The organism is Sphingobacteriales bacterium, from assembly GCA_012517435.1.
GTDB lineage: Bacteria > Bacteroidota > Bacteroidia > CAILMK01 > JAAYUY01 > JAAYUY01.
Window position 1 is genome coordinate 1 of record JAAYUY010000022.1, and the last position, 15,019, is coordinate 15,019.

At 40.4% G+C, this 15,019-nt stretch carries 8 protein-coding genes; 3 read left to right on the forward strand and 5 right to left on the reverse strand.

What is annotated here, in order from left to right; translation table 11 throughout:
• Together GX437_01145 and GX437_01150 are read right to left on the reverse strand one after the other, a co-directional pair.
• On the reverse strand, positions 1-2,194 hold a 2,194-nt coding region (locus GX437_01145), incomplete at its 3' end, for a hypothetical protein (protein NLJ06252.1).
• Complete coding sequence (locus GX437_01150; GenBank protein ID NLJ06253.1) at positions 2,191-6,111, reverse strand: PKD domain-containing protein; 3,921 nt, start codon at positions 6,109-6,111, stop codon at positions 2,191-2,193. The genes GX437_01150 and GX437_01145, both read right to left, overlap by 4 nt.
• Positions 6,112-6,361: 250 nt before the next feature.
• Between GX437_01150 and GX437_01155 the strand changes: the two genes are divergently transcribed.
• On the forward strand, positions 6,362-8,056 hold the full coding sequence (locus tag GX437_01155; GenBank protein NLJ06254.1) for a glutamine--tRNA ligase/YqeY domain fusion protein: 1,695 nt from the start codon (positions 6,362-6,364) through the stop codon (positions 8,054-8,056).
• Positions 8,057-8,060: 4 nt separating this feature from the next.
• On the opposite strand, the gene GX437_01160 is transcribed toward GX437_01155, so the two are convergent.
• A complete protein-coding gene (locus GX437_01160; GenBank protein ID NLJ06255.1) occupies positions 8,061-9,077 on the reverse strand; it encodes an aminotransferase class I/II-fold pyridoxal phosphate-dependent enzyme in 1,017 nt (338 codons plus the stop codon).
• Between the two features lie 59 nt (positions 9,078-9,136).
• On the opposite strand from GX437_01160, the gene GX437_01165 reads away from it, so the two are divergent.
• Together GX437_01165 and GX437_01170 are read left to right on the forward strand one after the other, a co-directional pair.
• Positions 9,137-10,573 (forward strand): MBOAT family protein, encoded by a 1,437-nt coding sequence (locus tag GX437_01165; GenBank protein NLJ06256.1) that lies wholly within the window; start codon positions 9,137-9,139, stop codon positions 10,571-10,573.
• Positions 10,574-10,602: 29 nt separating this feature from the next.
• Positions 10,603-11,709, forward strand: coding sequence for a hypothetical protein (locus GX437_01170; GenBank protein NLJ06257.1), 1,107 nt, complete (start codon positions 10,603-10,605; stop codon positions 11,707-11,709).
• Here the strand turns inward: GX437_01170 and GX437_01175 are convergent.
• Both GX437_01175 and GX437_01180 read right to left on the reverse strand, forming a co-directional pair.
• Positions 11,702-12,646, reverse strand: a complete 945-nt coding sequence (locus tag GX437_01175) for a radical SAM protein (protein ID NLJ06258.1) — start codon at positions 12,644-12,646, stop codon at positions 11,702-11,704. The genes GX437_01170 and GX437_01175 overlap by 8 nt on opposite strands.
• A 50-nt stretch (positions 12,647-12,696) precedes the next feature.
• Complete coding sequence (locus tag GX437_01180) at positions 12,697-14,949, reverse strand: T9SS type A sorting domain-containing protein (protein NLJ06259.1); 2,253 nt, start codon at positions 14,947-14,949, stop codon at positions 12,697-12,699.
• Positions 14,950-15,019 lie beyond the last annotated feature (70 nt).

Sequence of the window (15,019 nt, forward strand, 5' to 3'; positions counted from 1 at the left end):
AATTATAAGAATGCTGAGGGTTTTGAAGGGTAGTACTGTCGTTGTCTCCAAATTGCCATCTGTAGCTTAAAGTTCCGTAGCTGATAGTACTGTTTTCTGTAAAAATAAATTTGTTGCCTGATAGACACTGTGTACTGTCATTTACCTGAAATGAGGCAGCCGGCATCGGCCTGACATAAATTGTGTTATAGGTAGTATCGTAGCAGTTGGAATCTGACTTGGCAATCAGGGTTACTTTAAAACTGTCGGAATATGAGAAAGAGTAAGGGTCAGGAGAAATTTTTGTACTCGAATCCCCGTTGCCGAAATACCATTTATAGGTTAGGGTACTGGAAGAACCGATGGAAGAATTATTATCGAGCAGGAAACTGTTACCGGTCAGGCATCTTGAATATTCATCCACATAAAACTCGGCTTTTGGGGAATGCTTGATATACACCTGCATAGTGGTCGAATCATATCCGCCATAGTCGGATATTTCAACCAGTTTTACCGTATATTTTCCGGGTTTGGCGTAAACGTGTACCGGCTCTTTAAGGTCGGATGTATCTCCATCTCCGAAATCCCAGTGGTGCCAGTTGATAGTTCCGCTGGCAATGGTGGAATTGTTAATAAACTTAAATCTGTTTTCATTAAAACATTGAATGCTGTCGGTGGTAAATTTTGCCCTTGGACGGGGATGAATCACGACTATGTGCTCGATGGTATCTACCGTATTACATTTCCAGATGATTAACCTGACCCGGTAATTACCGGTATCGCAATAGGTATAGCTTGGATTGAATGAAGTACTGGTATGCGGCTGACCGGCACAGGTATCATCAAAGAACCAGCGTACTGAATCAATACGCATAGAGTCGGCAATGACAAACCGGGTAACCATGTCTTCGAAATTGCCGATATAGCTGAATCCCAGATTAGGATTAAAATAGGACTGGACAAAGGTTGGCAGCCCCATCTGTGAGCTGGCTCCTGTGTTAAGGTTTACCCCGACCTGCTGATAGTTGCAGGAAGTTCCAAGTTTATTGGGATAGTTGATAACACTCAGATAGCCTTTATCAGCACGTGCAATATATATTTTTTGATTACTGGCCATCTGCAGGGCACCGTAATTCCCTCCACTTGAGGCGCTTTCACTGGCTATTATTTTTTCCGAATTCCGGACAGCTGTCTGGCTTCCGGCATTGAGGTTCCATTGATAAACACGGTTGTATTCAGGGTTGGCCGTACTCCCGTAAACTCCCCATGTGGTACCGTACAAAATATCTCCATTTGCAGAAAACTCTATTCCATAAGCACCTTTGTATTTGTTTTTCAGCCTGATCATGTTGCTGACAACCCCTGTGGTATAGTTGAAATCATAGATCTCAAAAGCTCCGCTGCTATCGGGGCAACTGACTGCACTTGCAACATTTCCGCAACCATCATATCCGATGGCCAAAGCTATTCTTCTCCCGTCCGAAGAAGCTTTCATGTATCCTCTTGAGCTTCCGTAACCATAATTGTCTCCGCCCTGGTGAACGGTTCCTATTGTAGTAACCACAGGACTTGAAATTCCGCTGGGTGTAACCAGATAAGCATAGAATTTATTTCCTGCTGTGCTGCTTCCAATCTTAAAATCATGGGCAATGACCCATATATCCCTGTTGTTGCAATGCCTGACTGCTGTAATTTTTTCTGCCATCTTTACCCCTGATGGGGTCAGCAGGACATTTTTTTTCCCTGTAATAACACCTCCGAGGCCGCTGTTGAGCTGCATATCAATCATGGTGTAACGTAATCCGTTGTTCAGATTGTTTTGAGTGGCGTCAATGGTGAAAATGTAAAAGGTATCTTTACTGCCGGGTGCCTGAACAATAACGCCTGACTGGGTGGCAGAAGAATGCCCCATTAAGCCCGTGGCCATTACCTGATGATTCTTGTTCCAGACCGTTTGTCCGTCTGTATAAAAAAGCAGATTACCATTGGAGTCGGATATGGTGGCGGTACCTTCAAGATTGTTAGTAGCAGTGGTTTGTCCTCCTGAGACTCCCTGTGGACTGCCATTGACAAATTTTACTCCCGCATGATGCCCGAAAAACCAGTTGTCTCCCTGTTTGGATTGTCCTTCCGCTTCATAATAAAAGCCGCTCAGACTCACTAAAGCCAGCATCAGAAATTTCAATATTTTCAAATACTGCTTCCTGCCTGTCATGGTCTTTTTATGATTTTGAACATGGTAATCCGTTCATTTTCCTGTATCTGGAGATAATATATTCCCGCTTTCAGAAAACTTAGATCAAGTGTTGTTTTTACTGTCCCTTGTTCAGAAGGTAATTTTTCAGAAAAGATTTCCCTGCCTTCAGCACTGAATATTCTGATAAAACACAGCTCTGTTTCTGTTGGAAATTCAATATTGATATAGTTTTTAGCCGGATTAGGATAAACTTTGATTTTAACAGGCTGGTAATCGTGGAGCGAACCCAGTGGTTTAATTTCAATGTTGATGCTGTCGGTTCCGCTACATCCGTTGCTGTCGGTAACGGTAACAAAGTAAGTATGCATGCCAGGGTTTTCTGAAGTATCGATAAAATAATTACGGCTGGTCGAGCTGTCGTGCCACAGATAACTGACAAAACCCTCTCCTGCATCCAGCAACAAAGTGCTGGTATCGTTGATAACGGTATCATTTCCTAAAAATACTCGTGGATTTTCAAATACGATAACGGCAGAAATAAAAGAATCTTTACAGCCAAAAGCGGAAGTTGCCATTAGTTTAACATTGTATTTTCCTGATTTACTGTAGGTTTTTGACGGGTTTTCATTGTCCGAGGTGGTCTGGTCGTTAAATTCCCAAAAATAAGACAGCAATCCGAACTGAATATCCGAAAGATTCTGAAAATCAAACTGATTGCCTGACAAACACTGCATACTGTCATTGACTGTAAACAATGCCTTGGGCATAGGTTTGACGTAAACTTCTTTGATGATACTGTCGCTGCATCCTTTGTCAGAAACAACCACCAGTTTTACTTTAAATGTATCCACTTTTGAATATTGGTGGCTGGCCTGTTGGGATTGAGTGGTGCTTCCATCCCCGAAAAACCAGTTTGACGTATAACTTCCTGATTTTAAAACAGTCTGGTTTGAAAACGAATAGTTATTTCCCTCAATGCACTGTGAACGCTTATTGATGGAAAAGCCTGCAACCGGCATGGGATTTACGACAACCTGCCTCGTGATGGAATCCTTACATCCTTTTTCACTGACAGCAATCAACTTAACGTCAAAAGTGCCGTCATTACTGTATTTGTGATATTTGTTAACACTATCAGACCGGGTATTATCTCCCGGATTCCACTGGAAAGTCAGGGTTCCTGATTTTATTGATGACTGATTCAGGAAATAAAAAGAGTTTCCCGACAGGCACTGGCTGTTATTGTTAATGCTGAAATCAGCCGTGGGTGATGGATAAACACTGATTTTTTTCTCGATGGAATCCTGACAGCCCTGGTCCGATTCCACCAGTAGCTTAACGGTGAAATTCCCATCATTCATGTATGTTCTGGTGGGAGCAGGCAAAACGGATGATGACCCGTCTCCGAAGTACCAGTACCTTAAACTCAATGTTCCCGTTTTGATGGTTGATAAATCTGTGAAATAAAACATGTTACCATTTAAACAGCCACTGGTATCGCTGACACTGAAAGCTGATTGCGGCATGGGATAAACATATACATTTTTTATCATGCTGTCTTTACACCCGATAGTGCTGCTCGCAATGAGTTTTATCTGATAAACGCCATCGTTTTGGAAACTATAGCCGGGGTGGGTGGCTGTTGAGGTGCCTTTCTTTCCAAAATCCCAGTAATAGCTGAGGTTTCCGTAAGGAATAGCGGATTGGGTGGTAAAACTGAACTGATTCCCTGAAAGACACTGGGTGCTGTCATTTATTTGAAATGCAGCTTTGGGATGAGCCATTACATAAACCTTTTCATGAATGGTATCACGGCAGTTTTTATCTGAGATGGCTATCAGACTAACTGTAAAGGTGTCGGAATAACTATAGCTGTGAGAAGGATTTTTTACATTGGAAGTATCCATGTCACCGAAATGCCAGAGATAAGACAACGAACCTGATGACAGGGTGCTTTGGTTTGTAAATACATAGTTGTTACTGTTTCTGCATTGATAGGTATTATTCACAGAAAATTTTGCCACAGGGTCAGGATAAATGCTGACGGTATCGAAAAAGGTGTCTTTACAACCATAATCGGATGTGGCAATCAGCCTGACAATGAAATTGTCAACTTTGGGATAAATATGCTGAACATTGGCTGTATTCGTATCGGTATTATCGCCAAAACTGAATAAATACGTCATACTTCCACTTGAAATGACGGACTTGTTGGTGAAGTTGATCAGGTTGTTTTTCAGGCATGCACTTGAAACAGAATAATTAAATGATGCGGAAGGAAAGGGACCAAAATCAACCACTATTGTGTCAGTACCCGTATATCCGTAAGGTGCTGAAACCAGAACGATATAAGTACCCGAAGCACTTACTTTAAGTTTGTTGCTTACCGAGAGTGTATCATTCAATCCTGATTTTTTCCAGATAAAAGTATAGCCGTAGCCTGTATCAACCTGAAGGTTTACGGTATCGCCAACGCATGCTTTGATATCATTACCAAGTTTTGGGTTGGGGATATCAAGAATCTTGACATCGTCAACAGCCAGATCACTTAAAAACCCTGCACCTGTAATAGCTCTGAACCTGAATTTGTTCAGATAGCGGTAGTTGTTTAAATCAACAAGCACTTTAAACCATTGATTTCCTTTGTTGCCGGAAAGAGGAGTCATGATGTCGTTTTTCCAGTATGATGCAGAGTCAATGTCAAGGTGAAGTTCACCCATCTGGTTCCCGTACATGTGGCACCAGAATTCCAGATATGGATTGGTAATGGCAGAGATTTCAAAATCTACCGTGTAAATCTCAGCTTTTTTTGAAGGAGAGTATCCGGATGCTTCTGTATAGATGTAGTAAGTTCCTTCGTAAGCACTGGAAGGGCCTGTGGTAGCGGAAGGGGTAGAACCACTGTATCTTGTCCAGTCCATATCGTCTGTGGTGGATTGAGTCCAATATCCGAGATTACTGTTTTCGAACCCCTGCTGATAGGGAAAAGACTTGATAAGGGTATATTTTTTTGTCAGCGTATCATTCGTTTTATTACCGTCTCCTCCGCTGTTAGGATTGGAGGTCCAGACTTTTAAATCGGAAACACCATCCGGAAAGTTGTAATTGGTAGTGATGGTTACAGTAGTTGAGTTTCCGGAAGTCAGGCTGCCTGTCCATGATTTGACGATAGCAGAACCCTGATTGACCGATAAGTTCAGGTCGAAAGACGATAAGGTATTGGTTCCCATATTTTTAACCACAGCCTTGACAACTTTTTTGTTTTCTACAAAAAAATCTGTCAGAGCCGCATCATTGCCAATTGTGGCGGTGATTTTAATATCATCCAGACATATTCCGTAACCGTATTGGGCAATACCTTCAAAAGCCACATAATAGGTGGTTCCCGTATTGGGTAATGAAACAGTTCGCTGTACCCAGCCTGTTGTTTCGGTGGAATAGGTAGCCAGCAAAGACCATGAGCCGGTGGCAGAGGTTCTGTAATAGATTTTGAGCTGATCTTTGTCAACGCCCCATTTCAGGCGGGCTTCATAAAATGTAAGTGTTACGTTTGTTAGTCCTCCCAGATCAAGAACGGGTGTAACCAATTTCCGGGTATTCGAAGATGGAGGCGAAGTTGGCGAAAACAAAAAGGCATTACGGGTACCGCTGTATGCTGCCGATGGATGATTGGCGCCATTATCGTAGTAACCGCCATTGTTGATGGTCCATACATCCGATCCTGTAACCTGTATTTGTGTCCAGCCTGTTGGCAGCGAGGAAGAGCCGTTGAAACTTTCAAAAAATATGGTGTTTTGTGCACTTGCAGTGAATGAAGTTTGAAAAATAATTAAAGTTAAAAAAAACACTGCTCCGGCAAATATACTTTTAAAGGTCGTTGCAGGTTGAACAATAACTGATTTCTTAATAAAAGTAATGTTGTTTATCCTTGCCATCTTATCAATATCATCAACAATTTCTGCATTTTCTTGTTTTGTAAAGATAGTATTTTAATTCACTATTCATCTCGTTTAGTATCCTTCACATGGTAAAAGTTAACACTTTATCTTAATTTTATATTTTATTAATGTCTGGTAACTGAATAACTTGCCCTTTAGACGCACAGACAATAGTTTAGGTTTACTGCTTTAATATTTAACTATTGTCAAATTTGAAGTTACTTTTGCGGTCTTAAAAAATCTCATAATGAATTACGATACCGAAGAAAACAGTAGCCGGAAAAAATCTTTGAATTTTATTGAGGAAATTATTGAGGAAGATATAAGAAATGGGAAAAACAACGGGGAAGTCTATACCCGTTTTCCTCCCGAGCCAAATGGCTATTTGCACATTGGCCATGCCAAGTCAATCTGCCTGAATTTTGGTCTGGCAAAAAAATATAACGGGAAATGTAATTTGCGTTTTGACGATACCAATCCTGTTACGGAAGATGTCGAATATGTTGATTCTATTATGGAAGATGTTCGATGGCTGGGTTTTCAGTGGGAAGGTGAGCCACGCTATGCCTCCGATTATTTCGACCAATTGTACCAATGGGCTGTAAAACTCATAAAAGCCGGAAAAGCTTATGTGTGTGACCTGAGTCCCGATGAATTTTCAGAGCTGAGAGGTACTCCTGCAGAGCCCGGGAAAGAAAGCCCCTACCGGAACAGAAGCGTTGAAGAAAACCTTGATCTTTTTGAAAGAATGAAAAACGGGGAATTCCCGGATGGTTCAAAAGTTTTAAGGGCCAAAATTGACATGGCTTCACCCAATATGCTTCTGCGCGATCCGGCTATTTACCGCATAAAACATGCTCATCATCACCGTACCGGTGATAAATGGTGCATTTATCCTATGTACGATTTTGCCCACGGACAGTCAGATTATCTCGAAGGGATAACCCATTCAATATGTACGCTTGAATTTGAGGTTCACAGGCCTTTGTACGATTGGTTCCTTGACCAGCTAATCGAAACGGAATACCGTCCCCGTCAGATTGAATTTGCCCGCCTGAACCTTAGCTACACAGTGATGAGCAAAAGAAAACTGCTTGAACTGGTGGAAGAAAAATATGTCAGTGGTTGGGACGACCCGAGGATGCCTACTATTTCCGGCCTCAGGCGGAGAGGCTACACCCCTGAATCTATCAGGGATTTCAGCGAAAGGGTAGGCGTTGCCAAACGTGAAAATGTCATTGATGTATCGCTGCTTGAATTCTGTATCCGTGAAGATTTGAATAAGAGTGCCCAGCGGATCATGGCTGTATTAAATCCTTTGAAACTGGTCATCACCAATCTGCCGGATGACTATTATGAAGAATTGCCTACTGAAAACAATCCGGAAGATCCTGAATCAGGCTCAAGGCTTGTCCCTTTCAGCAAAAACCTGCTCATTGAAAGGGAAGATTTCATGGAAAATCCACCAAAAGGATATTTTCGCCTTTTCCCCGGAAATGAAGTCAGGCTAAAGGGAGCATATATTGTTAAATGTACGGGCTTTGAAAAAGAAGGGGATCAGGTAACTGTTGTGTATGGTGAATTAGATCCGGCAACCCGTAGCGGATTGCCAGGTGCTCAGCGTAAAGTAAAAGGAACTATCCATTGGGTTTCAGAAAAGCATGCCGTTCAGGCTGAAATCAGGTTGTACGACCGTTTGTTCAACACCCCTAACCCCGATGAAGCTGAGGAAGGGAAAGACTTTAAGTCGAATCTGAACCCGGACTCTCTTAAGATAATTACCGGTTTTATTGAACCTTATGTCAGGGGTGCGAAGCCATATCAGAAATTTCAGTTTCAACGGATTGGCTATTTTTGTGTCGATCCTGATTCGGATAATAATCACCTGATATTCAATCGTACAGCCACATTGAGAGACTCGTGGCAGAAAGCGGTGAAATAGCTGTTTAGCTAAGCTTACTGAATGTTTTTACCACATATTCCAGCATTTCATCCGTAAAATCAAGATGGGTAACCATTCTGATCCTGTTTTTACCTATGCTGAGTGCAAGAATGCGGTTTGTCTTTAATTTTTCAAGAAAAATTCCGGCATCATGTTTTTCTTCCAGTTCGAAAATCACTATGTTGGTCTGAACCGGTAAGACTTCTTTGACAAAACTTATTTTTTCCACGGCAGAAGCAATTTCTTTTGCCCTGCGATGGTCATGTTTCAGCAATGGGATATTGTTTTTCAAAGCAAAAAGGCCTGCAGCTGCCAGTATGCCTGCCTGACGCATTCCACCGCCAAAAACTTTCCTGACTCGTCTGGCTTTTTTAATAAATTCCCGGCTGCCACATAACACACTGCCCACAGGTGCTCCTAATCCTTTTGATAAACAGATAGATACAGAGTCAAATAGTTCTCCGTACCTTTCTGTTTTTTCCCCTGTTTCGGTCAGGGCATTGAACAGGCGCGCACCATCCAAATGAATGCGTAATTGATTTTCCCTGCAAAACTTGCTTATTTTTTCAATTTCATGGATGTTCCAGATACTTCCTCCTCCTCTGTTGACGGTGTTTTCAATGCACACCAGTGAAGAATGCGGATAATGATCATTGTCGGGAAGCAGGCTGGCTGCTACATCTTCAACGGTAAACCTGCCGAGATTCCCGTCAATCAGACGAACGGAAGCACCTGAATTAAATCCGATACCGCCCCCTTCATAGTTGTAAACATGCGCTGTTTTATCGCAGATGACTTCGTCCCCGGGCTGTGTATGAACTTTAATTGCTATCTGGTTGGTCATGGTGCCTGAGGGACAAAACAATGCTTCTTCTTTACCAAACATGAAGGCCACTTTGTGTTCAAGCTCATTCACGGTTGGGTCTTCATGAAATACATCATCGCCAAGTCTGGCCTTCATCATGAATTCCAGCATGGCAAAAGAAGGCTGCGTTACTGTATCACTGCGTAAATCAATCATGAAATATATTTTGTTCAAAAGTACTGAAATCATTTATTTTTGAGGCTGAAAAATCTTTGATGTTATTCAGCAGCAATATATTTTTATTTTACTTTCTGCCCCTTTTTTTATTTCTGATTTTCATTCTTCCGAAAAAACTCCTGACTCTTTTTATCATCCTTTCAAGCCTTTTCTTTTTTGCATGGGGAGCACCCACTTTTATCTTTATTTTATTGATTTTCATTCTGATAGATTATTTTCTGGCCGGATGGCTCGAAAGACCGGTCTTTTCAGCACGGAAAGCAATCATGTGGGCAGGAATTTTATTGAATTTATCCCTTCTGATTTATTATAAATATGCAGCCTTTTTCATTGAAAATCTTAATGTTTTGGTCAGCAGGGCAGGTTTTACCTTTAATCATCCTTCGAAAAACCTTGTGCTTCCTTTAGGTATATCGTTTTTTACATTCCACAAAATAAGCTTTCTGATTGATGTTTACAGAAAGAAAAAGGGCAGGGGCAGTTTTGTAGAATACCTGAATTATATTTTATTTTTCCCGAAAATATTATCCGGGCCGATTTTAAAATGGCGGGAAAGCGGCAGCCAGTTCAGTCAGACTCCTGATGTGAGCAATCAGACAAGATTTGAAGGATTTTTCCGGTTTTCTGCCGGATTGTTTCAGAAAGTCTGGATAGCTGATGTTATTGGGATGTACATTAATCCGGTATTCATGGCTGCTCCTGAAAGCATTTCATCTGCTCAGATGTGGGTTACTGTGTTTGCCTATTCTTTTCAGATCTTTTTCGATTTTTCAGCTTATACCGACATGGCAATCGGATTGGCAAACATGATGGGTTTTCGTTTGCCTGAAAACTTCAATCATCCTTATCTTGCGAGAAATATCAGAGAGTTCTGGCAACGCTGGCATATTTCTCTGACTGCCTGGTTTAAGGAATATCTGTTTATGCCCCTCGCCTTTAACTTTTCACGTAAGTTAAAGAATAACAGTTATTTATCTATTAAAACAGATTATATCATTTACAGTCTGGCAGTTTTTATTACCTTTTTACTCACAGGCTTCTGGCATGGTGCAGGCTGGACTTTCATCCTGTGGGGGGCTTATCATGGCATCTTACTGATAGCTGACAGGCTTTTCCTTTTCAGGTTTTTCAGAAAAGCAGGGGCATTTATTTCAGGTTTACTGACTTTTTTATTGGTCATGTTTGGCTGGATACTTTTCAGGGCTGAAAACCTGCTGCATTTTAAAACGATATGGATAAAAATGTTTTCTTTTGATGGAATCGAACTGAATTTCAGACCATTATTTTATGTGGCACTTGGATTATCCGTATTTATTACGATACTGCCTTCACTCAGAAAAACATTGTTGTTTAAAAATATTCAGGTGAAATATCCGGCTCCTTTACGCTTTCTGTTTTACCTGACCTTGCTTGTTCTTTCATTGGCAGGCATTTCTTCTCAGGGTTTTTATCCATTTATTTATTTCAGGTTTTGATGGAGAGAAAAAAGGGAAATATTGATTGGATGATGCTACTTGGAATTTTGTTAATGCCCTTTATCATTCAGCAATTGGATTTTGTAAAAATTAAACCCCTGAAAGGTTACATCAGGGAGGAAAAAGACAGTTTCCTTAATTTAAACAACTGGTTCTCAGGAAAGTATCAGGAGCAGCACGAAAAATACGTACAGTCACATTTGAAAATCAGGCCTTTTCTGGTGAAGCTGAACAATCAGATCAAATTTTTAATTCAGAAGGATATTTCAGCGGCCAACGTGGTAATCGGAAAACAAGGCTATTTTTATGAACGCCATTATATCTGGACACATTTCGGATTAGACTTTTCCGGGGAGGACGTTATACATAAAAAAGTTGTCCATGCCAAAAGAGTTGTTGACAGTCTGGAGAAAAACGGTGTCAGGTTTTTACTGGTTTTAGCACCCGGAAAAGCAGAAGTATTGCCTGAATATATTCCTGAAGATCAGATTGTTGAGAAAAGAAACCCTAGCAATTATGAGGTTTATTCCAGCTATTTTCAACATTCAGGAATTCATTGGATTGATTTCAACAGCTATTTTAAACGACTGAAAGACACCATCAGCTACCCTTTATATTCCAAAGGTGGTACTCACTGGAGTATTTATGGTTCCTACATCGCTATTGATACCATTATGATTTATATGGAATATTTGTTAAAAAAGGACTTGCCTGATTATCAATATCCTGTATATGATATAACCCGAAAACCCAGAGGAACAGATAAAGATATTGCCAATGCCTGTAACCTTTTATGGTATCATTTTGATGAAAATTTATATTATCCCTATCTTCAGAAAAAGAACAACAGGCAGGGCTATAAACCGAAAGTGATTATTGTCGGAGATAGTTATTACTGGACCATCGTCAACAACGGGGTTCAGAAAGTATTGTTCGATAGTTTTTATTTCTGGTACTATTTCAAAGAAAATCACTCAAATAACCCAAAGATGCCTAAAGAAGTTGACCGGATTATAAATTTAAGAAAGTTTATTGAAAATCAGGATATTATACTATTTGTTATCACCGATGGCAATCTGCGGGAATTTTCATGGAACTTTTTTGAAACCCTCGAAAAACTTTATAGAATCAACTGATTTGGTTTATTTCGTAAAAAGTATTTGTACCCACAACGGATGAAATGATTTTGTTTTCCCGGGTTAATTTTTCCAGAATATTTGTCAGCATTTCCTTTGAGAGGGCAGTCATGACAAAAAGGTCATTTTCCGTACAAGGACGTCTTTTTAGGGTTTCAAGAATAAGCTCCTCTGCATGTGAGGTTTTAAATTTCGGATGGCCGGTTTTATATTTACGGCTGATTATTTCAGTTTCCCATGGTTGAAAAAAACTTTTTATTTCTTCGAGACGGCCAAAACTTGCTGTTTTTATGGATTTATCTGTACCCGGGCGATCGAGTGAATTGAGTTGTATCTTATCAGGCCTGATTTTCTCAAGAATGGTACGAAATGCTTCCAGTTCGCTTTCAGTGTCATTGATGCCTTCCACAATGAATATTTCGAGCCAGATATATCCTTCAAATTCTTTACGCAATTGGATCAGGCCATCAACAATCTGGTTTAAATGAAGATTGGGATGAGGTCTGTTCAGCTTTTCAAAAGTAGCTTGAGTGGCTGAATCCAGAGATGGCAATACTATATCAATGAATTCAACTTCCTTCCTGACTTCGGGCAGATAAAACAAAGTCCCATTGGTAATCAGTGCCGTATTAAAAAACGGATAATATTGGTTCAGATAAGCTGATATTTCATGAAAGTCTGTATTTAAAAGAGGTTCTCCCGCTCCGCTGAATGTCAGAAAATCAACCAGCGGATTGGAGGAGAAAAAATCATCCAGCTCTTTGATGATTTCTTCCCTGGGAAAATAAGGTATTCTCTCAGTTGTTTTTACGGTCGTTTTACCGCTTTCACAATACAGGCAGTCGAGGTCACAAACTTTGTAAGGTACGAGGTCAATTCCGAGTGAAAGACCTAATCTCCTGGAGGCGACCGGACCAAAAAGGTATTTATATTTCATTGATGGGTAATAAGTTAGATCGAAAAATCAGGGAAATAAGCAAATCTGATTTAATAAATGGTGATTTTTTGTGTGATGATCTTGTCTCTGGTTTTTGCTGTCAGGATGTAAACCCCATCGGAAAGTCCGGATTCTATCACTGAAAGTCCGGTGGCTTCAGTGGTTTTTTTCATCAAACATTGACCTGACAGGTTGTAAATATTAACAAGTATATTTCCTGAATTTTCATCTGAATTATAGAGGTAAATTTTTCTTCCTGCTGAATAAATCCGGATGTTCTCTTCTTCTCTGCTATCACTTAAACCGTTATAAATCTGATGATTCTGATAGAAATGAAGCAGAAATCTGTCTTGCCTGTCATTGATGGTTGCATTTATCCGTATTTTGTCTGTCGTGTTCAGATCATAAATTTGATTGGTCAGCAGATCTTCGACAATGATGTTGCAATTTTCTGATAAGTGGCTTTTGTCAAAAGAAAGGGTATATTCTCCATCATAACCCACATAGAAATGGAGGGGCATTGTCAGATTTCCACTCACTGAAGGAACGGACTGAATGGCATATTCAGTATTCTGTTTATCAATTGTGTATATCTGAGGTACAGTTTTATTGTAGGAATAAAATTTATAGGCATCAAAGCGGCCATCAAATTTTTCGCTGGCTTCAGGATTAAAACGAATAAGAGATTCATCGGAATAATCCTGTCCTGATATTTTCATTCGCAATTCATTGCTGTTGAATTCATTACGCAGGGTACGGTCGTCATTGGTAACCCTGACACTATTGGTCATGGTAAGGGTGGTATTCTGGGTGCACGTGACAAAGAATCCCTGTGTGGCAGGAATATACCGGGAGCCGCCATTGGTTCCATTTCCTCCTCCTAAAACATAAGTTTCAACTGAATTTGAACTCGGATTCCAGATATAAATTGAACTATTGACGTTATTTCTCGTCCATCCTGAACTTGCATCCCAGTCAATCGTGGATGGATATGGATTCCCAACCAGATTATATCCCGTCCCGGCTGATGCGGAATAGGTAAGCGAAATTGATTTTTCTCCGGTGTTGAAAGTACCGCTGAAACTCAGATATTTTGTTCCGGTATTATCAAAATAAACGTCATAACCCTTTGCGACACTCAACGTAGTCCCCAGCGGAACCCTCACCCAACCGGGTGTGGTTTCACTATACTGCCAGACTGCTCCACCGGAAAAAGCACTGGAAGAAACTGAGCTGACAGGGGGGGAGAAATAGTGCCATTTATTGTCGGTAAAATATCTTTCAAGGACATTGGTTCCAAAACTACCGGTTCCTGCATCGATAAATGATCCCACATTTCCTGAAATGTTCGATAAAACCTTGATAGTCCCGGAATTTATTAATTGATCTTTTAAAATTAGCGAAGAAGTGGGATTGATAGTCAAGGTGGCATTGTTGGTAAGCTTTCCTATCGTATAATCATTATCAACAGTTACATTATGGTCTAACTGAACAACTGCATAGTTACTGTTGGGGATAGTTCCGCTGAGCCAGGTACTGGTAGAACTCCAGTTTCCTGAGCCATTTGTCTGAAAAGGCATAGGGACGGTTGAGCTTACCCAGCTGCTGTTGCTCATATTGACGAGTGTCCCGTCATTGTTATTGGAAGTTTCATCGTTTGCATTGGTCCCGGATGATTCGTTGAAACGCCAGTATGCTACCAGGTTGGAGGCACTACCACTGATTTGTGTGTGCATATTGCTTTGTATCTGTGATTGTGACCTATTTGTGTTCCAGATACGGACTTCCTCCAGGTATCCGGAATAATTCCCTCCTGAATAATGCTTCCCAATATAAAGAGGTTCTGAATTGGATATAGTGGCTCTTGGATAACTATATGCCGATACGTATTCGCCATCATGATAAACAGTAACTTCCCATAAATCTCCATCAACGTCATCGGTATATCCATAAAATACAATAGCTACGTGGTGCCAGATATTATCATTCAATATCCCGGTATTTCCAAAATATTGGGTAGTATTGCTATTAATCTTTACGCCAATTCTTCCATTAGCTATAAAAATTGAAAATCCATCAGAGCTTGATGAATTCTTTTTGTTTACTAATCCTTTTGTTAATGTATTATTGGTTTTTAACCAGCACTCAATAGTGAAATTTCCCGTCCCGAAATTAAGTGAACTGCTGTTGGCAACGCTGATATAATCATCTGTGCCATCGAAATACAGGCAGTTGCCCTGACTGAATGCAAACTGGAAGGAGAAGAGGACTCCCATGATAGTCATTAATGCTAATTTTCTCATGATTGTAGTATTTTTAAAACCGGTTAACAGAAAATATGCCCATTATTTACATTGTTGATAATCAATCGAA